General features: G+C 63.0%; 17 protein-coding genes. 3 read left to right on the forward strand and 14 right to left on the reverse strand.

Annotation, left to right across the window (positions count from 1 at the left end):
- Positions 1 to 47: 47 nt before the first annotated feature.
- Positions 48 to 1,250: an aspartate aminotransferase family protein gene (locus tag JGZ97_RS14365; RefSeq protein WP_207063340.1), complete on the reverse strand. Its 1,203-nt coding sequence runs from the start codon at positions 1,248 to 1,250 to the stop codon at positions 48 to 50.
- Between the two features lie 294 nt (positions 1,251 to 1,544).
- On the opposite strand from JGZ97_RS14365, the gene grxD reads away from it, so the two are divergent.
- Together grxD and JGZ97_RS14375 are read left to right on the forward strand one after the other, a co-directional pair.
- The gene (gene grxD / locus JGZ97_RS14370) at positions 1,545 to 1,880 is read left to right on the forward strand and encodes a Grx4 family monothiol glutaredoxin (RefSeq protein WP_207063341.1); all 336 of its coding nucleotides are present in this window, start codon (positions 1,545 to 1,547) and stop codon (positions 1,878 to 1,880) included.
- A gap of 118 nt (positions 1,881 to 1,998) precedes the next feature.
- A complete protein-coding gene (locus JGZ97_RS14375; protein ID WP_207063342.1) occupies positions 1,999 to 2,601 on the forward strand; it encodes a peroxiredoxin in 603 nt (200 codons plus the stop codon).
- 114 nt (positions 2,602 to 2,715) lie between these two features.
- Here the strand turns inward: JGZ97_RS14375 and JGZ97_RS14380 are convergent, their stop codons facing one another.
- From JGZ97_RS14380 to leuS, 9 genes are all read right to left on the reverse strand, one after another.
- A complete protein-coding gene (locus JGZ97_RS14380) occupies positions 2,716 to 3,183 on the reverse strand; it encodes a type IV pilin protein (protein ID WP_207063387.1) in 468 nt (155 codons plus the stop codon).
- Positions 3,180 to 7,835, reverse strand: a complete 4,656-nt coding sequence (locus JGZ97_RS14385; protein WP_207063343.1) for a PilC/PilY family type IV pilus protein — start codon at positions 7,833 to 7,835, stop codon at positions 3,180 to 3,182. Before JGZ97_RS14385 ends, JGZ97_RS14380 begins: the two co-directional genes overlap by 4 nt.
- A gap of 20 nt (positions 7,836 to 7,855) precedes the next feature.
- Positions 7,856 to 8,326 (reverse strand): PilX N-terminal domain-containing pilus assembly protein, encoded by a 471-nt coding sequence (locus tag JGZ97_RS14390; protein WP_207063344.1) that lies wholly within the window; start codon positions 8,324 to 8,326, stop codon positions 7,856 to 7,858.
- A complete protein-coding gene (locus JGZ97_RS14395) occupies positions 8,323 to 9,435 on the reverse strand; it encodes a PilW family protein (protein WP_207063389.1) in 1,113 nt (370 codons plus the stop codon). Before JGZ97_RS14395 ends, JGZ97_RS14390 begins: the two co-directional genes overlap by 4 nt.
- 2 nt (positions 9,436 to 9,437) lie before the next feature.
- Positions 9,438 to 9,998, reverse strand: coding sequence for a type IV pilus modification protein PilV (pilV, locus tag JGZ97_RS14400; protein WP_207063345.1), 561 nt, complete (start codon positions 9,996 to 9,998; stop codon positions 9,438 to 9,440).
- A complete protein-coding gene (locus JGZ97_RS14405) occupies positions 9,989 to 10,582 on the reverse strand; it encodes a GspH/FimT family pseudopilin (protein ID WP_207063346.1) in 594 nt (197 codons plus the stop codon). Before JGZ97_RS14405 ends, pilV begins: the two co-directional genes overlap by 10 nt.
- A gap of 224 nt (positions 10,583 to 10,806) precedes the next feature.
- On the reverse strand, positions 10,807 to 11,799 hold the full coding sequence (gene holA / locus JGZ97_RS14410) for a DNA polymerase III subunit delta (RefSeq protein WP_207063347.1): 993 nt from the start codon (positions 11,797 to 11,799) through the stop codon (positions 10,807 to 10,809).
- Positions 11,796 to 12,320: an LPS assembly lipoprotein LptE gene (gene lptE, locus JGZ97_RS14415; RefSeq protein ID WP_207063348.1), complete on the reverse strand. Its 525-nt coding sequence runs from the start codon at positions 12,318 to 12,320 to the stop codon at positions 11,796 to 11,798. The genes holA and lptE overlap by 4 nt, the downstream gene beginning before the upstream one ends.
- Positions 12,320 to 14,914 carry a leucine--tRNA ligase gene (gene leuS / locus JGZ97_RS14420; protein ID WP_207063349.1) on the reverse strand — a complete coding sequence of 865 codons (2,595 nt, stop codon included), beginning with the start codon at positions 14,912 to 14,914 and terminating at the stop codon, positions 12,320 to 12,322. The genes lptE and leuS overlap by 1 nt, the downstream gene beginning before the upstream one ends.
- A 193-nt stretch (positions 14,915 to 15,107) precedes the next feature.
- Here leuS and JGZ97_RS14425 point away from each other — a divergent pair, with 193 nt between their 5' ends.
- Positions 15,108 to 15,662 carry a zinc ribbon-containing protein gene (locus tag JGZ97_RS14425; protein WP_207063350.1) on the forward strand — a complete coding sequence of 185 codons (555 nt, stop codon included), beginning with the start codon at positions 15,108 to 15,110 and terminating at the stop codon, positions 15,660 to 15,662.
- On the opposite strand, the gene lnt is transcribed toward JGZ97_RS14425, so the two are convergent.
- From lnt to JGZ97_RS14445, 4 genes are read right to left on the reverse strand one after another with little or no spacing between them, the layout of a single operon-like run.
- Positions 15,655 to 17,193, reverse strand: coding sequence for an apolipoprotein N-acyltransferase (gene lnt, locus JGZ97_RS14430; protein ID WP_207063351.1), 1,539 nt, complete (start codon positions 17,191 to 17,193; stop codon positions 15,655 to 15,657). The genes JGZ97_RS14425 and lnt overlap by 8 nt on opposite strands.
- Positions 17,194 to 17,196: 3 nt before the next feature.
- Positions 17,197 to 18,051: an HlyC/CorC family transporter gene (locus JGZ97_RS14435; RefSeq protein WP_207063352.1), complete on the reverse strand. Its 855-nt coding sequence runs from the start codon at positions 18,049 to 18,051 to the stop codon at positions 17,197 to 17,199.
- A 15-nt stretch (positions 18,052 to 18,066) separates the two neighbouring features.
- Positions 18,067 to 18,522, reverse strand: coding sequence for an rRNA maturation RNase YbeY (gene ybeY / locus JGZ97_RS14440; protein WP_207063353.1), 456 nt, complete (start codon positions 18,520 to 18,522; stop codon positions 18,067 to 18,069).
- Positions 18,519 to 19,505 carry a PhoH family protein gene (locus JGZ97_RS14445; RefSeq protein ID WP_207063354.1) on the reverse strand — a complete coding sequence of 329 codons (987 nt, stop codon included), beginning with the start codon at positions 19,503 to 19,505 and terminating at the stop codon, positions 18,519 to 18,521. The genes ybeY and JGZ97_RS14445 overlap by 4 nt, the downstream gene beginning before the upstream one ends.
- Between the last annotated feature and the right edge of the window lie 65 nt (positions 19,506 to 19,570).

Here is a 19,570-nt window from a genome sequence, read left to right on the forward strand (position 1 = left end):
CCCCGGCCTGCGGGGGCTTCTCGAAGGGTTATCTGAAATTGTCAGAGTCAGGCGCTGGCGCCGTCGGACTCATCTGCAGCGAAAATCTTGATCAGCTTGGAAACGACCCCCACGATGAGGCTCGCTTCGGTATCGGAGAGCGTCAGCGGCGGCAGCAGGCGGATCACCTTGCCGTCACCGGTCACGTTCAGGAGAATCCCCTTGACCTTGGCGAGTACGCCAAGCTCGGTGCAGGGCTGGTTCATTTCGATGGCCAGCATCATGCCTTTGCCGCGAATATCGCGGATGTAATCGGCGCCGTCCAGCTCCGTGCGAAAATCGTCGAGCATGCGCGCGCCGAGTTCCGCGGCGCGTCCCATCAGGTTGTCCTTTTCCAGGGTGTCGATCACCGCCAGGGCCGCCGCGCAGGCGAGGGGGTTGCCGCCGAAGGTGGAGCCATGGTGGCCGGGCTTGAGCAGGTGGGCGGCCTTGCCTCGGGCCAGGCAGGCGCCGATGGGAACGCCGTTGCCCAGTCCCTTGGCAGTGGTGACCACGTCGGGCAGGATGCCGCTTTGCTGGTAGGCAAAGTAGCTTCCGGTGCGGCCGTTTCCGGTCTGTACCTCGTCGAGCATCAGCAGCCAGCCGTTCTGGTCGCACAGCAGCCGCAGGCGCTCCAGGTAGTCGTCATCGGGCACGCGGACCCCGGCTTCGCCCTGGATCGGCTCGACCAGCACGGCCACCACGTTGGGGTTGTTGCCGGCGATGGTCTTGACCGCTTCCACATCGTTGAAGGGGGCGCGCACGAACCCGGATACGAGCGGCTCAAAGCCCGCCTGGGCCTTGCGGTTGCCAGTGGCGCTGAGGGTCGCCAGGGTCCTGCCGTGGAAGGATTGTCCCATCACCACGATGGCCGGGTTTTCGACACCGCGGCTATGGCCGTAGAGGCGGGCCAGTTTGATGGCCGCTTCGTTGGCTTCCGCCCCGGAATTGCAGAAGAAGGCGGTGTCCATGTCCGCAATCTGGGTAAGGCGGTCGGCCAGCTGCTGTTGCAGCGGAATGGTGTAGAGATTGGAGGTGTGGATCAGCTTTGCCGCCTGGTCGCTGATGGCTCGGGTCACCGCCGGGTGGGCGTGGCCCAGGCCGCAGACGGCGAGCCCGCTCAGGGCGTCGAGAAACTTGTTTCCCTTCTCATCATAGAGCCAGGCGCCTTCGCCACGCTCAAAGGCCACGGACAACCGTGCGTAGGTATTCATCAGAGGCTGGGAAGCCATAGACTTCATCTCCTATACAACGCAAAAAGGCAGCCCGTGCTGCCAATAAAAGGGACCCATTCTAGCCGTGGGGCGGTGCCTTGGCAAACGCACGCTGATGAGGCATGTTAACGGGGAGTATAGACCCTGGCGCCCCGCCAAGCGGGGTTGCGAAAATGACAAAGATCATTTGTAATGCGCTCGCCGGAGGGTCTTGGCATCAAATCCGACTGTCCAGGTCGGCTTTGTGTATAATAGGTATTTTTCGGTTCCGGCCGAACTTCCCAACAGTCCATACCCATACAAGGTGTTTGAATGTCGACCGTCGTTGAAACCATCAAAGAGCAGATCGAGTCCAACAGTATCCTGCTTTACATGAAAGGCACGCCCAAGTTTCCGCAATGCGGCTTCTCTTCGCAGGCCGCCCAGGCGTTGATGGCTTGCGGTGAGCGTTTCGCGTTCGTGAATATCCTGGAAAACCCGGAGATCCGCGCAGAGCTGCCCAAGTACGCCAACTGGCCTACGTTTCCCCAGCTCTGGGTCAAGGGGGAGCTGATCGGCGGCTGTGACATCATCGTCGAGATGGCCCAGACGGGCGAGTTGCAGACCCTGGTCAAGGGCGCGGCGGACGACGCACCCGAGGCCGAGTAAGCCGGCGCTTGAGCAGTCGGGCACCCCGCTGGACAGCCTTCGGGGCCTCGACTATATACAGAGCACATCGAACGTTTGTATTCGAACGTATCATTATTACAAGGGAGAAGCTTAAATCATGAGCGTACTCGTAGGTAAGGAAGCACCCGATTTCACCGTTCCGGCGGTATTGGGTGATGGTCAGATTGTCGATTCCTTCAACCTCAAGGAGGCAATCAAGGGAAAATACGGCCTGGTGTTCTTCTACCCGCTGGATTTCACTTTTGTCTGCCCTTCCGAGCTGATCGCCCTGGATCACCGGGTTGAGGACTTCAAAGCGCGCGGTGTAGAGGTGATTGCTGTCTCCATCGACTCCCACTTTACCCACAACGCTTGGCGCAACACGCCGGTGAACGCGGGCGGCATCGGGCCGGTCAAGTACACCATGGCCGCCGACATGGCTCACGATATCTGCAAGGCGTACGACGTGGAGTCCGCCGGCGGTGTGGCCTTCCGCGGCGCCTTCCTGATCGACAAAGAGGGCATGGTGCGCTCTCAGATCGTTAACGACCTGCCCCTGGGGCGGAACATGGAAGAGATCCTGCGTCTGGTCGATGCCCTGCAGTTCCACGAGGAGCACGGCGAAGTCTGCCCGGCCAACTGGAAGAAGGGTGACAAGGGCATGCAGGCCTCTCCCGAGGGCGTGGCCGCCTACCTGAGTGACAACGCCGATAATCTCTAACGGTGCCGGCTAACGGCCGTTTTGCCGCTTAAATAAAAAACCCGCCAATGGCGGGTTTTTTTGTGGGTTGCCTATGGTCGCACCTGGCAGGAAGGGCATGCAGAAAGCATCGCGCTAGTTGCTCCAGCTGGTCTCACCGCTGCCGATCACCCCGTTATCATCCCGGTCCCAGCGCTTGATGCCGGTGGAGGTGATCTCCAGGTAGCCGGTCCCTTCCTGGGGCGTTCCGCTGATCGGGGTCGCCCGCAGAACGTAACTGCCGGCATCCGCGGACTGGATGCTGAGGTCGTAATACTTCTTGCTGGAGTCCACCGGGGACTGCGACGGGTAGACGGAGCCATCCGGCGGGCTGGGAAAGCTGGTGTCGGCTTCGGCGCCGAGGTAGGTGCTGTGGTTGGTCCGGTAGCGCTCCATGGCTGTGACAAAGGCCAGCAGCGCGCCCTGGGCGTCGGTGCGGCGGCTGTCCACCAGGTAGGCTTGGTAGCTGGGGTAGCCGATTGCCGCGATGATGCCGACGATGACCAGTGCGATCATCAGCTCCAGCAGGCTGAAACCGCCCTGGGAAAAGCGGGTCTTGCTCATTGGTTAACCTCGATCCAGTAGGTGCGTACCGATTCCACGTTGGTATCCACTTGGTCAAGCCGCTCGGGGCCGACCCAGACCGTGGGCTTGCTCTCAAGGGTGTCGATGACCGTGGGCGTGGCCGGGATACTGCCGATCTGCAGCTGGATCACCCGGTCATCCTTGGTGGTGCTGGCATCGTTGTTGATGTCCCGCATCGGCGTGGCGTCGAACAGGCTGACCAGGTAGGCGCGGCTGGTGCCCCTGGCCGGGTTGCAGGAGCCGGTCTCCGGTGTTGAAGGCTCGTAGGTGGTGAACACGATCTGGTTTTGAATCGTGGTGCTGGAGGAGAGCACTTTCTCGCCGGTGTTCTCCATCCGCAGGTACCAGCCCTGCTTACGGTTGGTATGGGAGTTGGAAAGCGCCACCTCAGCCTCGTTCTGCTGGTTGGCGTCCCCCTGCATGATGTGGTTGTCGGTGGCGTCGTAGAGATCCGCTTCGGTGAGGGTGGTCCAGCTGCTCGGCTCGTCGTAGGTGTCGAACAGCTTGATCATGTAGAAGCGGTCCTCAATGGCCATGTTGAGGGGGTGCGCCCGGTAACCCGAACCGATGGCCAGCGACAGGTAGCGGTCCTTGCCCTCCACCGCCAGGGCCAGGTCGGGGGCATAGTAGAAGCGCCGGTTGTTGGCCGCATCGGTGCCCGCCAGGTCGGCGATCCGCGTGGCGTTGGCGAAGTGCTGCAACTGGGTGGCCGTGTTGTCGATGTCAAATCGCCAAATCTGCCCGCCCATATCGCCCACGTAGAGCTGGTCGGCCCGTCCGTCTTGGTTCATGTCCAGCACCTGCACCGTGGAGGGGATGCTGTAATCCATTCCCGAGACGGTCAGGTCGTGGCCGAGGTCGCCGCCGGCGGACCACAGCAGGTTGCCGTTGGTGGCATCGACCATATAGATCGCGTTGCCCATGCTGTCCACGGTGCGCTGGCTGGCGTTGTCCTGGTTGGGGTCGTAGCCGCCGCCGAAGATCAGCACGTCGTAGACGACGCCGTTGAACATGACCTTGGATTTGACCGGCTTGGACCAGGTCTGGCCGAGGTGGGCGAAGTCGCCGCTACCGCCGTTGATCTGCCACAGCACCTGGGGGTTGTCCACATCGGTTACATCCAGGGCGTAGTAGTTGCGTCCACCCCGGCGCATGCCGATGTAGAGACGGGCGAAATCGTCCGCGTCCTTGAGGTCGCCGTCCATGTTGGCGTCTTTCTGCCAGATGGTGATGCCTCCGTCGAGTCCGTAAGGGCGCGGGTCCACACTGGCGTTGACGAAGTAGGTGTTCAGGTTCGCCAGCAGCTCCTTGGGAATGAAGGCGAACTGCTCGATGCCGGTGTTGATGTCCACCGCGTGCAGGTAGCCCTCGTTGGTACCGAAGAAGATGGTGCTTTCCAGTACGGTGCTGTTGCCGTCGTAGGTCACCAGCTCGGGCCGGGAGTGGAGGGGATCGCCCAGCTCGTAGCGCAGGGCGTCGTTCTCGTCCAGGCCCCGGGCCCACTGCAGCAGGTCGTGACGGTAGGCGTCGGTCTTGCCGACAATGTCGAGCAGCTCCTTGGTGATCAGCGGATTGCTTTCGTGCACCCGGTTCTCGCTCACGCTGAGGGCTGCCCCCGAGGCGTTGGTGAACACGTTGCGCACCAGCGGCAGGCGGCTGGCCGCGCCGCCTTTTTCGACCTGGTTGCCGTCTTCGTCTGCCGACCAGAAGCTCTTGGAGTCCTGGCTGAAGAAACCGGTGAGCGGGTCGATCGCCGGCTGCTGCGGGTTGCGGTTGTCGTACAGTGTGGCGGGGCTGCCCTTGAGCTGGTAGCGCTTCAGGTTGCCGTACCACTTGGCGGTTTCCTGGGGTTTGAACAGGGAGAAGTAAACATCGTCCCGGTGGGCGAAGCGGTTGAACTGGTTGATGGTGACGCTCGGCTCCACGAAGGTGGTGTTCACCGCCTTGATGCTGCGCACGATGCTGTCGAAGACCGAGGTCAGGTCCGCGGCCGACTCCGCTTCATAGAAGGCGCCGTCGCCCTCGTAGGCCAAATTCGCCAGCCAGGGATCGGAGAAGTTGAAACCGATGGTGTAGGTCTGCACCGTCTGGTTGTTGGCCAGTGATGTGAGCTGGTCCGCGTTGTTCAGGTAATCCACCAGTTCCCGGGTGCACGCCTTGGCGCCGGATTCGGCGCAGCTGCTGAGCCCGGTCATGTTCTGGATCTTGTCTGCCGAGCTGTTGCTGTTGGGCAGACCGTCGCTCAGCAGCACGATGTAGTTGGGCTGGCAGGACTCGGTGACCGGGGTGATATAGGTCGGGGTTCCGTCCCAGTGCTCGTCGGCGCAGGCGCTGCTGTCGAGGTTGTCACCGGTACAGCTGCCGGAACGGTCCAGCGTCTCGATGGTGCCGGTGTGAGAATCAATATGGGAAATGCGGGTGTACTCGCGGCGGGTGGTGCTGTCGCCGCCCCGCTTCAGGCCGTAGTCCACACCTTCACCGCGGAAATAGCGGGCCGCCTCGTAGAGAGCGTCGGTCAGCGGGGTGCCCGGCTTGTACTGGATGCCGTTGACCATCTGCTTGAGATCATCGCGCACGGTGTTGGTGCTGGCGGTGACGTCCGAATCCTTGGCGTAGTAGACCAGGCGGGGAGCCAGGGTGCTGCCATCGTAAGATTCCACGATCCGGTTGCCGTTGCCGCTGATGATAAAGCTGATGCTGTTGCCCCCGGCCCAGCCGGCCCGTTGCAGTACTTCGTTCAGCAGCGGGGCGATGTTGGGGGAGCGCTTGATGTCGTGCTCAGACGGCCACTGGTCGTTGATCTCCCAGGTGACGCTGGCCGAGGTTTTCGGCCGGGTGCTGATATCCCCCGCGGCGGTGGTGAAGGTGGTGCTGTTGTCGGTGTCCTCGGCATGGATCACCAGACTGGTGGAGGCGGCGGGATCCACCTCGTCCACGGCAAACTCCAGGTAGGCGTGGTTCAGGGTCGAGCCCTGGTTCAGCTGCAGGTTGTTGAAGCGCAGCCCCACGGTCTGGTTGCCGCTGCTGTTGGCGTCGTCGACCACCAGCTCCAGGTCGGTGCTGTCGAGGTGCACCGATCCGCTGCTGTACTGCTCGGCGTCGTCGCTGCTGGCGGTAATAATCTTGGCGTACTCCCGGGTGTAGCAGCCGGGGGCGGACTCGTCGAAGGTGTAGGTAAGGTCGAGCCTGGGCGCGAGGCTGGGGTTGGCCTCGTAGGCCTTGGCGGTGCGCAGCCCCGTACCCTGGACGAAGAAGGAGATGCTGTTGCCGCCGCACCAGTCACTGTGATTCACCACCGTCTGCACCAGACTGGCGATGGAGCCGGCGTCGCCGCTGGAGAAAGTATATTCGGTTCCCTCGGTCCAGCTCGGGACCGTGTTTTCAACCATGCCCACGCCCACCGAGTCGGTGGCGGTGCGGCTGCTGATGTCGAATTCGGTACCGGTGAAGGGCTCGCTGTGGCCGGCATACTCGGCCAGGAAAATCAGGTCTGTCGGGCCGCTGGTGTCGCCGTTGGCGGTGAAGGTCAGCTCGGCGGAGGTGATAGTGGCCCCCTGGGGCACGTTGATCTCGTTGAAGCGCAGCGCGGTCAGCTGGGGACCGGAGGTTTCGGAAGCCTCGTAGGTAACGTGCAGGATGGCGGCAGCATCGGATTCCCCGTCCACGGTTTCCACCTCCCGGTAACCGCTGCCGCTCTCGTGCTCGATGATAAAGGCCATGTGATTGTTGGCGGCCCAGCCGGTGCGGTCCACCACTTCCTGCACCACGGCGCTGATATCGCTTGTGAACAAAGACTGGTTGGGACCGGGATCGTCGACATTGGCCCAGAGTGCGCTGGCCGCGGTCTTGCTGCGCCCGGAAATGTTGCCATTCTGGCTGTCCAGGAAGAAGCTGGCGCTGTCGACGTCCTCGCCGTAAATCCGGAAAGAGACGTCGCCGGTACGCTTACTGTCGATTTCGAATTCAATGTTGGCGGAGGTGATGGTCGCGCCCTGGGGAATGTTGACGTTCTGAAAACGCAGGCCGATGATCTGCTCGTGACGGCCGTCCTCGTGGGCCAGCTCCAGGTCCGAGCTGGTGCGGTTGACCGCGCCCGAGGCGACGTTCTCTTCGGCGTCGTCCTTATAGAAGCTGACCTGCACGTCGACGGAGCCGGCGGCAGTGGGCGGTACTTCGGTCATCTCCAGTGCGGTGGAGTTAAGGCGCATGATGCCGAGGGCTGACTGCTCGGCGTCGTCCTCGGAGACTTCGATGGTGCGGTTGACGCTGCCGGTCAACACCTGGCCGGCGCTCGGGGTGCCGCTCAGGGTGCCGTTGATATCGCGGATCGGGTAGAGCACGGGGCCGCCCGGGTCGCTGAAACGCATGAGGCCGACGTTGATGTCCTGGGCCGCGTTGAGAATATTGTTGAGGGCCCTCTTCATCCGGTCGAGGCGGGTGGTGTCGCCCCCGTCGGTCAGCATCATGGAGCTGGAGGTGTCCAGTACGAAAAGCACGTTGGGCTGCACGGTCACCGTGGAGGAACCACCGAAGTAGATCTCGGTATCGTCCGCCCAGGCGGGCGTGCAGACCATCCAGGTGCTCAGGAAACTACCCAGCAACACACGGGCGTGTTTGTAGATCCCGTTCATGACATCTCTCCCCTTGCTGTTCATCCGTCGGATGAGCCGACAAAGCTCACCCGGTAAAATCCCTGGCGGATTTCGGTCGTGGCGTTCATCGAGTCCATGCTGCCGATGGCGTGGATCTCGTACATGTAGGTCGAGGCGCTGCCGATGGAGTTGCCCGGGGCAATGCCCTCGCCCTTGAATTCGATCTGGGCGGACGCGGTGACGCCGCTGTCGCCGATGGGGACGCTCTGCTGCGACGAGGTGGCGGTGGAGACATCGTCAATCGCTTCGAACATGAGGTTGTCATTGTTGATCGCGACCTCGACCGCGCTTTCCGCCGCCTGGAAGGTACGGTTGTAGGTCTGGGCATTGGCCGCCATCTTCTCCTCAAAGGTGGAGGTGCGGGTGGCGGTGGCGGCGATGAGGGTGACCATCAGAATCACCAGCAGGCAGACCACCAGTACCATGCCCCGTTCTCGGCCGTAAGCGGCATTTTTTTCGGGCATTCTCATCGGTCCAGGTTCCTCAGGTAAAGGGTGCTGGTAAAGACCTGTCGCAGGCGCCGGTCGCCGGGGTGGGTGGCCTCCGGGGTGGTGGCGCCGGCAGGCTCGACCAGGGCGCCGGGGAGCTGGTAGCTACGGCTGTCGTCCTCCTTGAGCACCGGCTCGCTGCTGCTGACCAGCACCGCCAGGCGGATCGCCTCCACGCTGGCAAAATCCAGATTGCCATCGTCAGCGGGGACGAAGCGCAGGTTCTTGTTCACCCGCTGGCCATAGGTGACCTGCAGGGACTCTACCCCTTCCACCAGCTCCTCTTCCTTGCCGGTCACGTTGCCGGAGCCATCGTGGAAGGTAGCGTCGAACTGGTAGAGGGCGTAGATGTCATCGCCTTGGGAGTTGTTGCGCCCGGTGTCGCGCACGTAATAGGCGAGGGCCTTGTACGTCATCACCTGGGCGTCCTCGCCGTAGGGCTTGCTCAGGTTGTTGCTGCTGTTGTTGGACTCGGAGTGGGCGAGGGTGTTCTTGCCGTCGCTGTCCTTCTGGAAGTTAACGATGCGAAACATGTCGGCGCTTTCGCAGTCGGAGACCACCACGATGTCATACTGATTCAGGCCGATGCTGTTGTTGTCGATCTTAACGTTTGCGTTGACCGCCGTGCAGGAGTTGATATTCCCCTGGCAGAGGACGTTGACCCCGGTGGGGCTGACGAACTGCAGGTAGACTACGTCGCTGCCCTCGGGTACACCGCTGATGAAGTCGAGGTCGTCGTTGCGGTTGGCCACATCCCAGTGGCTGTGGTCGGTTTCGTAGCCGCGGATGCCGTCGTTGGTCAGATCGTAGGTGGGGGCGCCGTCGGCGATGATGTTCATGTCCACCAACACCGGGTCGATGCAGCCCTGGTAGCCGGCCATGCGCAGGTCCCGGCTGAGGATGTCCATGGCGAGCCGGCCGGTCTCCTGCACGCGGGCGAAGGCATGGGCCATGCGGTCGGTGCCGCTGCTGCCGACGAAGATCTCAAAGACCCCGAGCATCAGGAAGGTGCTGATCACCAGGGCGATCATCAGCTCTACCAGGGAGAGCCCGGCTTGGCGAAGTCTGTATAGGGGCTGGCCGCGTCTCATGATCAGTCCGTCAGGTTGAAATCCAGGGAAAACTGCTTGGATTCGGTGCTCTTGTTGCTGCCGCCGCCGACGTTCCAGTCCACCTCGTCCCAGCTGACGGTGATGGAGTAGAGGGAGCCGCTGGCGGTGACCGAACCCACACCTCCGGGCAGCAGGGGCCGGTAGTCAGCACCGTCATGGCCGATGCCGGTGACGTCCTTGAAGTTCTCCGCCCACTCGCGCAGGTCCTGGTCGCGCAGGCTGCCGTCGGTGCAGCCGTTGATATCGGTGATGCAGCTGGTGGCCGACGGCAGCGGGTCGTTCTCAGAGTGGAACGCGTAAGCGCTGCTGTTGGCCAGGGCGTAGCCGGCGTTGACGCGCAGACGGTCAGCCATGTCGTAGGCCAGCAGGCTGGCCTGGGAGCGATAATAGGCGCTGCGGTTATTCTGCAGGCCGGTAATTTGCAGGGCGGTGGCCCCCAGCAGGGCGGTGGTGATCAGCACCAGGGCGATCAGCACCTCCAGCATGCTGACCCCGGCCTGCATTCGGGCCCAGGGGCGGACGCTGTTGATGATCATGGGCATGTGACACCATCCGCAGCCGTACCGCCTGAATGGCGATTGACGATACCGTCGCCGTCCTCGTCACTGGCCAGGCGTGAGACGCCGGCGATGTTGAGAATCACTGCCTTGGCCCCCGTCTCTCCGCGCCCGTCGCACAGGGTCAGGGTTCCCGCGGTGGGGTCGTTGGCGTAGAGAAAGCCGACGGCGTTGAAATGGATGCGCCCGCTTGCGCCGAAGTTAAAGCCGCTCTGGCGCAGGGTGTTGCCGCCTTCCAGGGCCTCCTGGGCCAGGATCAGCTCATCGTCACCGTCAATGATGGCATTGCCGTTGTTGGTGTTGTCGCTGAAGATGATCCAACCGTCTTCCCAGTTGCTGCTGTTGCAGTTGGCGGCGTTGTCGCTGGCGCAAAGGGTGACGATGCTCCTGCGGTTGGCGGCCTCGGCACGGGCGAGGTGGACCGTGCCGATCAGGGTATTGATCTGGCTGGTCATTCGGTTGTCGCGGATAAAACTGGTCATGCCAGGGGCCACGATGCCGGCCAGGATGGCGACAATGGCTACGGTCACGATCAGTTCAATCAGGGTAAAACCCGCACTCGCTTTCATGCTTGCTCGCATACTCACTTTCTCACCCCGCACCTTAGGCCGAAAGGGGCCGGAGGGCGTTGACCTGAGGCAGGGTTAGCAACCGTCCCTGTTGAGCTAAATCAACAAAACGGTAGAAAGGCGCGGGTCCCGAGCGTCGCTTTCTCCGATGTTCGCTCTTAACTATAGCATTTTAAAGGATAAATGCTGTTAAAGCGGCCGTTAAACGGGTGTTTGAAAAAAGCTTAGCCTGTGGCAAGCCCCAGGGCGATATCGGTCAGCTGTTGCCAGGGGGGCTGAGCGCCGCGTCCCTTGATGGCGCTGTCGGCTCGGGCGCACTGCTGCAGCAGGCGGCTCAGGGTTTCGGTGCGCAGCCGTTTCAAGGCGCGGTTGACCTGGGCTTTGCGTTTGCCAAAGATCCGGTGCTTTTTGAATTGGACGTCGTTTACCGGTCCGGCGGCGAGGGCGGTGAGGGTGCGCAGTTCGCGGCTCAGGGCCCAGAGTGCCACCGAGGGTTCGGCGCCCTCGGTTTGCAGGCGTTGCAGGATTTTCAGGCAACGCCCCGGGTCTCCCTGCAGGGCGGCATCGGTGAGGGCGAAAATGTCGTAGCGGGAGCTGTCGGCCACGCCGCCCAGCACGTGCTCTTCGGTGAGGGTCGGTGTGTCGTGCAGCAGGCGCAGCTTTTCGATTTCCTGGATCGCCGCCAGCAGGTTGCCCTCGACCCGCTCGGCCAGCAGGCGCGCGGCCTCGGTGGTGGCCTCAAGGCCTGCCTGGGCGCAGCGTTGCTGGATCCAGCGCGGTAATTGCTGGATCTCCACGGGCCAGAACGCGAGGGTCGCCCCGGCCTGGTCAATGGCCTTGAACCACTTGCTCTTCTGGGCGCTGGCGTCCAGGCGCGGGCAGTAGATCAGTAGCAGGGTATCCGGGGAGGGCGTCTTGAGGTAGGTTTCCAGCACCTCGCTGCCCCGGGGGCCGGGCTTGCCGTTGGGAATGTGGAGTTCGAGCAGCAGTTTCTCGGAGAAGAGCGAGAGGCTGTTGGCCCTTTCCAGCAGGCTCTCCCACTGAAACCCGGCTTCGGCGTGGAGCACTTCGCGCTCGGCGTAGCCGTTGCTTCGGGCCTGCTGGCGCAGCTGGTCGGCGGCTTCCTGGATCAACAGCGGCTCGTCACCACTGAGCAGGTAAACCGGCAGCAGGGGGCGCTGCAGGTGGCCGGTCAGCTGGTCGGGAGCGAGTTTCACGGCAGGGCGGCGCTTTTTTCGGCCTGGCCGGTGCTCAGGTAGCGGCGAACGACCTGTCGGGCCAGGTCTTCATACATCTCCTGGCGTAGCAGCGCCTCTTCGGCGGCCTTGGCGTTGATGTTGTTTTCGTCGAAGCGGTAGATCCGTTCCACCAGCAGCTCCTGGGGTTCGATCAGGAGGGTGCCCTTGGGGTCGCGGATCGCAAAGCGCACCTGGGAGCGCAGCTCGTACTCCTCGGCCTTGGCATTGGGGGTGAGGGTGGCCGCGCGCCGGTCATGGCGCTCGGAAAGCAGCTCCAGGTGGTAGCGGGCGGCGGTTAATTCCAGCAGCTTGATGTCATTGGCCCGCAACTGGCGCTCAAGAGGCCGGGCCACCCGGCTGTTGGCGGGGTGGCTCAGGTGCACCAGCTTGAGGGTTTCGGGTACCGAGACCATTCCCCGCAGGTGAAACCCGCACCCCAACAACAGCGCGCAGCTCAGGGCCAGCAGGGCGGTTCGCCCCTGTCGCAGACTGGCGCCCATCACTTGTCGCTGACGACGATATTCACGAGCTTGTTAGGCACCACGATCACCTTGCGGATCACCTTGGCCTGGGTGAAGCGGGTGACGTGCTCGTCGGCCAGGGCGGTTTGCTGGACAAAATCCCGGTCGGCGTCGGCGGGGACCTGGATCTTGGCCCTCAGTTTGCCATTGACCTGGACCACCACGGTGATGCTGGCGCGCACCAGGGCGCTTTCGTCCACTTGCGGCCAGGGGGTCTCCAGCAGCTCGCTGTCGTGGCCCAGGGTCGACCAGAGCTCGTGACAGATGTGGGGCACGATGGGAGAGAGCAGCACTACGGCGGCCTCCAGGGCTTCTTGCACCACGGCGCGGCCCTGCTCGCTGGTGTCAACGAAGCGGCTGACGGTGTTGGTCAGCTCCATCACCGCGGCGATGGCGGTGTTGAAGGTGTGGCGGCGTTCGATGTCGTCCGACACCTTGCCGATGGTCTCGTGAGTCTTGAGACGCACCTCCCGCTGCTTGTCGTTCAGGGCCTCCTTGTCGAGGGGTGCAACGGGACCGCGCTGATCGTGCTCGTAGACCAGTTTCCAGAGCCGGCGCAGATAGCGGTGGGCTCCCTCTACGGCGCTGTCAGACCACTCCAGGGACTGCTCGGGCGGGGCGGCAAACATCATGAACAGTCGCACGGTATCGGCCCCGTAGCGGTCGATCATGACCTGGGGGTCAATGCCGTTGTTCTTGGACTTGGACATCTTGCTGATGCCGCCGAACTCTACCGGCTGGCCGTCGGCCTTGAGGGTGGCGGAGACGATCTGGCCCTTTTCGTCCCGGCGGCACTCTACCTCCGTGGGGGCGAACCAGTGCAGGCCGCCCTGGGCGTCTTCCCGGTAGTAGGTTTCGGCCAGCACCATGCCCTGGGTGAGCAGCTTCTTGAAGGGCTCGTCGGATTTGACCAGTCCCAGATCGCGCATCAGCTTGTGGAAGAAGCGGGCGTAGAGCAGGTGCAGGATGGCGTGCTCGATGCCGCCGATGTACTGGTCCACCGGGGTCCAGTAGTCGGCGCGCTGATCCAGCATGGAGTCGGAGGCGTCCTTGCTGGCATAGCGGGCGTAGTACCAGGAGGACTCCATGAAGGTGTCGAAGGTGTCGGTCTCACGGGTGGCATCGCCGCCGCAGCTCGGGCAGCTGGTTTCGTAGAAACTGGGCATGCTCTTGATCGGTGAGCCGGAGCCGTCGAATTCGACGTCGGTGGGCAGCACCACCGGCAGGTCTTTTTCGGGCACCGGCACGGAGCCGCAGCGGTCGCAGTTGACCACCGGGATCGGTGTGCCCCAGTAGCGCTGGCGGGAGACGCCCCAGTCGCGCAGGCGGAAGTTGACCTGGGTGTCGCCCTTGCCCGCTGTCTTGAGGTGAAAGGCGATGGCCTTGAAGGCCTGCTCAAAGTCGAGGCCGTCGAAATCCCCCGAGTTGATCAGCTCCCCCTTGTCCGTGAAGGCGGCGCGCTCGAGGTCGCACTCGGTGTTATCGTCCAGCGGCTTGATGACCTGCTTGATCGGCAGCTGGTATTTATGGGCGAACTCCCAGTCGCGCTGGTCGTGGCCGGGAACCGCCATGACGGCGCCGGAGCCGTACTCCATGAGGACAAAGTTGGCGACCCAGACCGGGACACGTTCGCCGGAGATGGGGTGAACTGCCTGGAAACCGGTGGCCATGCCCCGTTTTTCCATGGTGGCCATTTCCGCCTCGGCCACCTTGAGGTGGCTGCACTCGTCGAGGAAGGCTGCGAGTTCGGGGTTGTTCTGGGCCGCTTTCTGGGCCAGGGGGTGCTGGGGTGCCACCGCCACGTAGGTGACACCCATCAACGTATCGGGGCGGGTGGTGAAGACCGTGAGGTCGCCGTCGCCCTCGACGTGGAACTTGAGCTCAACCCCCTCGGAGCGGCCGATCCAGTTCTTCTGCATGGTGCGGACCTGTTCGGGCCAGCCGTCCAGCTGGTCCAGGTCCTTGAGCAGTTCCTCGGCGTAGTCGGTGATCTTGAGGAACCACTGGGGAATCTCCTTGCGCTCCACCGGGGCGCCGGAGCGCCAGCCGCGACCGTCGATCACCTGCTCGTTGGCTAGCACGGTCTGGTCCACCGGGTCCCAGTTGACCATGGCGTTCTTCTTGTAGACCAGGCCCTTCTCCATCAGCTTGGTGAAGAACCACTGCTCCCAGCGGTAGTACTCGGGGTGGCAGGTGGCCACCTCCCGGCTCCAGTCATAGCCAAAGCCCAAGGACTTGAGCTGGTTCTTCATGTAATCGATGTTCTGGTAGGTCCACTCCGCCGGCGGCACCTTGTTCTTCATGGCGGCGTTTTCCGCCGGCAGGCCAAAGGCGTCCCAGCCCATGGGCTGCAGCACGTTCTTGCCCTGCATACGCTGGTAGCGGGTGATTACGTCACCGATGGTGTAGTTACGTACGTGCCCCATGTGCAGGCGACCGCTGGGGTAGGGAAACATGGAGAGGCAGTAGAACTTCTCTTTCGCGGGATCTTCGGTCACCTTGAAGCTCTGGTTCGCCTCCCAGTGCTGCTGGGCCTGGGTCTCGATTTTCTGGGGCTGGTACTGTTCGTTCATTGGCTCTCAAATGCTGTGAAAAAAGCGGAACCGGCATTTTCGCGGTTGCAGCGGACACAGTCAAAGGAATTTCCCCCGGCGGGGCGGGACCGGCTAACAGGGCCGCTTAAACCACGCTAGGCTATTAGGTGCATCCGGAGGCGATTTTTGGTGACGCCACCGGGTCACGCCGCGGTTACCCAGGAGTCTGATCATGAGCGATACCTCTTCCGACAGAAAACCGGATCGGCCCGAGCACTCGGCGAAGGCCCCGGAGATATACAACCGATTGCTGGAACGGGTTTACCTCTCGGTGGAGGGGCTGGAAGAGAAGTCCTGGCCCTTTATCAAGCGCAAAATAGAAGAGGCCGCGGAGGTTGAACTCGCCGCCGAGGAGATGACCCGCGAAGAGATGGACCTGCTGCAGGCGTATCTCAAGCGCGATCTCAAGGACCTGGGGGCTTTCGCCCACAAGACCGGTGAGGGGTTGGCGGCCTGGCTCAAGTTCGATCTCAACGTGCTGGAGCAGCGGGTGGCGGACATGCTCGGCTCGCTGGCGGACAGAACCCGTATCGATTATACCGAGCTGCAGCAGCGCCTGGATCACGGGCCCGAGGATTACCTGGCCGGAGAGGTGGCGGGGGTGGGGACATTACGCTGCCTGGACTGTGGGAGCCTGGTGTCCCTGCATCGCACCGCCGTGCTGGAGCCCTGCCACGACTGCGGCTGTCACTATTTTCACCGCGACAGCCGGATCTGGTCTAGCTGAGCGCCGAGCACCGTGCGCGCCGGGCTCGGGGCAGGGCGGTGAGACCGGCTAGCAGCAGGGCGCAGCCGGCAAGTACCGGCAGTGAGCCCCAGCGGGCGAAGGGGGTGCTGCCCTGGTAGGGTTGTACCTCTCCCTCCAGAACGGCGGCCTTGAACTGCGGGCCTTGGGCCTGGATCTGACCGTCCGGTCCGATCAGGGCGGAGATCCCGTTGTTGGTACTGCGGATCATAAAGCGCCCGTTCTCCAGGGCCCGCATGCGTGCCATCTGCAGGTGCTGGTGGGGCGCCAGGCTGTCTCCGAACCAGCTGTCGTTACTCACCGTCAGCAGCAGGCCTGCCTCCCGGCTGCTGCGGGCGATCAGATCCGGGTAGACCACTTCATAGCAGACGGATGCGGCCACTTGCGTGCCCTCGGTAAGGTGCAGCAGGGGCTGGTCGTCGGCCCCCAGGCTGAAGTTGGACATGGGCAGGTCAAAAAAGTCGATCAGCCCCCGCAGCAGGGACTCCAAGGGAACGTACTCACCGAAGGGAACCAGGCGCTGTTTGTGGTAGATGCCCTCGGCCGCACCAAGGGCGGCGATGGCGTTGTAATAGCGGGGGCGCTCGGCTGTTGCTTCGACCGTCGGTACCCCGGTGATCAGGGCGGTGCCGGAAGCGGTTAGTTGTTCCTCGAAACGGGCGAGCGCAGGGCGGGCCCGATGCAGGAGGTTGGGTAAAGCGGTTTCCGGCCAGACCAGCAGGTCCTTGTCCAGGTGGTCCCGGCTGAGGTTCTGGTAGGTGTGGATAATCCGCTGGCGGTAGCGCGGATCCCACTTCAGGGCTTGTGGCACGTTACCTTGCACCAGCGCCACCCGCAGGGGAGGGGATTGCGTGGGGCTTGTCCACTGTACCTGTTGCAAGAGGGCGCCGCCGAGCAGCGGCAGGGTGGCGAGGGCCAGCAGGCCAAGGCGACGGCGTGGGCAGCTGTAGCGGGGCAGCAGATAAAGGGCGCTGGCCGCCAGCGCGACCAAGAAGCTGAGGCTGTAGATGCCGCTGACCGGCGCCCAGCCGGCGAGCCAGGTGTCAAGGGGGGCGTAGCCGAGGTAGAGCCAGGGAAAGCCGGTCAGAAACCAGGAGCGGAACCACTCGGCCAGTACCCAGAGCGCGGGAAAGCCCAGCAGCAGTCCCAGGCGGTGAGCGGGCACCAGGCGCCGGTAGGCGAAGGCGTGAAGGGCGAAGAAGAGGGCGATGCCGGCGACGAACAGCAGGGTCAGAAAGCCCGCCAGCCAGACCGGTGCGTTGCCGAAGCGGTGGATGCTGACAAACACCCAGGAGACCCCCACGCCGTAAAAACCGACGCCGTAGAGCCAGCCCCTGAAGGCCGCCGCCCCGGGCTTTTGCCCCTGCAGGCAGTGGATCAGTCCCAGGCAGCTGACCAGGGCCAGGGGCCAGAGGTGAAAGGGAGCAAAGGCCAGCGGGGCGAGGGCGCCGCTCAGCAGCGCCAGCAGGTGGCCACGCCAGCCCGGGGAGGGACGCTCAGAGGGCGCGGGCATGGTTCAGTCGGTGCTCTCCAGCGGCGTGACCTGCAGCAGGCGGATGCGCCGGTTGTCGGCATTGAGGACCTTGAAGTTGAACCCGCCCACGTCCACATCCTCTTCGCGTTGTGGCAGGCGCCCGAAACGCTGGGTGACGATGCCGCCGATGGTGTCGAATTCGCTGTCGTCGAACTCGCTCTTGAAGTAGGCGTTGAAGTCTTCGATGGGGGTCAGGGCCTTGACGATAAAGCCGTTGTTGTCGAACTGCTTGATCTGGGTATCGTCCTCCTCGGCGTCGTACTCATCCTCAATTTCGCCGACGATCTGCTCGAGTACGTCCTCGATGGTGACAAGACCGGCAACGCCCCCGTACTCGTCCATCACGATGGCCATATGGTTGCGGTTGGCGCGAAATTCCTTGAGCAGAATGTTGAGACGCTTGCTCTCGGGCACTACCGTGGCCGGGCGCAGGTGGCTGCGGATGTCGAAATCCTCGATGCCGCCGCTGAGCACGTAGGGCAGCAGATCCTTGGCCAGGAGAATGCCGATGATCTCATCGGGCGAATCGCCGGTTACCGGGAAGCGGGAGTGCGCGGAGGCGATCATTTCCGGGAGGAACTCCCGGGGACTGAGTTCAGAGTCGATCACCACCATCTGCGGGCGCGGAATCATGATCTCGCGCACCTGCATATCGTTGACCTCCAGGGCCCCTTCGATGATGCCCAGGCTTTCGGCGTCCAGCAGCTGGGATTTTTCCGCGTTGCGTAACAGCTCCAGCAGGCTGTCCCGGTCTTTGGGTTCGTCAGAGAAGGTTTGTGCGATGCGCTCCAGCCAGGATTTGGAACCCTGGCCGTTACTCGATCGGTCTTCGCTCATGAAAACGGATGCCTCTTAATGGCTTTCATAGGGGTCGGGAATATCAAGGGCCGCCAGCAGCCGGGTCTCCAGGGCTTCCATTTCCTGAGCCTGTGCTTCTTCCTGGTGGTCGTAACCGAGCAGGTGCAGCGTCCCGTGCAGCACCATGTGCGCCCAGTGATGAAGCGGCGCTTTGCCTTGTGCCCGGGCTTCGGCTTCGACCACCGGGGCGCAGATCACCAGGTCGCCGAGCAAGTTTAGCTCGATACCGGGTGGCGCTTCAAAAGGAAAGGATAAGACGTTGGTGGGACGGTCCCGGTCCCGGTAGTCGCGGTTGAGCTGCTGACTCTCCGCCTCATCTACCAGGCGCACGGTGATCTCGGCATCCTGTTGCCGTTCGCCCAGGGCCAGGCGCAGCCAGCGCTCAAACTCAGCTTCACCGGGCAGGTCGGCAGTCCGGGTGGCCCGCTGCAGGTCAAGTTCCAGGTTCATCCTTGGTTTCGCTGCTGTTCGGCATCGTGGCTGTCGTAGGCCCGCACGATTCGCTGCACCAGGGGATGGCGGACCACGTCCTTGGCGCTGAAGTGGGTAACGCCGATTCCGGGCACCCCCTGCAGCACCTGCATGGCATGCTTGAGGCCCGATTCGCAGCCCCGGGGCAGGTCGACCTGGGTAATGTCGCCGGTAATCACGGCGCTGGAGCCAAAACCGATCCGGGTCAGGAACATCTTCATCTGCTCCTTGGTGGTGTTCTGGCTCTCGTCGAGAATCACGAAGGCGTGGTTGAGGGTGCGCCCGCGCATGTAGGCAAGCGGCGCCACCTCGATCACGTTGCGCTCGATCAGCCGCGCCACCCGCTCAAAGCCGAGCATCTCGTAGAGGGCATCGTAGAGCGGTCGCAGGTAAGGGTCGATCTTCTGGCTCAGGTCGCCCGGCAGAAAGCCGAGTTTCTCCCCGGCTTCTACCGCCGGCCGTACCAGCAGGATGCGGTGCACCTCTTCCCGCTCCAGGGCGTCCACGGCGCAGGCTACCGCCAGGAAGGTCTTGCCGGTGCCGGCCGGGCCGATGCCGAAGTTGATATCCTGGGACAGGATGCTCTTCACGTAGCGGAGCTGGTTGTCACCGCGGGTGCGGATCAGCGCTTTCTTGGTCTTGATGGCTACTTCATCAGAGGCGTTGCCGGCTTTGCTTCCGTGGCCTTCTACGGAGGCTTCCTGCAGGGACAGGTGGACCATCTCCGGGGTCAACTGGGTCCCCTTGCGGGCTTCGCTGTAGAGTTTTTTCAGAATATCCGTGACCGTGTTGGCGGTTTTGGCGTCACCCACCAGCTGAAAGTTGTTGCCGCGGTTGTTGATCTGTACGCCCAGTCGGGATTCGATCAGTTTCAGGTGTTCGTCAAGCTGGCCGCAGAGGTTGGCCAGATCACGGGGGTCGTCAGGCTCAAGGGTCAGACGGACTGCAGTGTCGGTACTCAAGGACGCAAATTACCTCGTGGTGGGCCGCGTGCGCGGCCGTCGTTTGATTAGGTCAGTAATAGTTC

Source organism: Motiliproteus sp. SC1-56, assembly GCF_017309075.1.
Lineage (GTDB): Bacteria > Pseudomonadota > Gammaproteobacteria > Pseudomonadales > Balneatricaceae > Motiliproteus.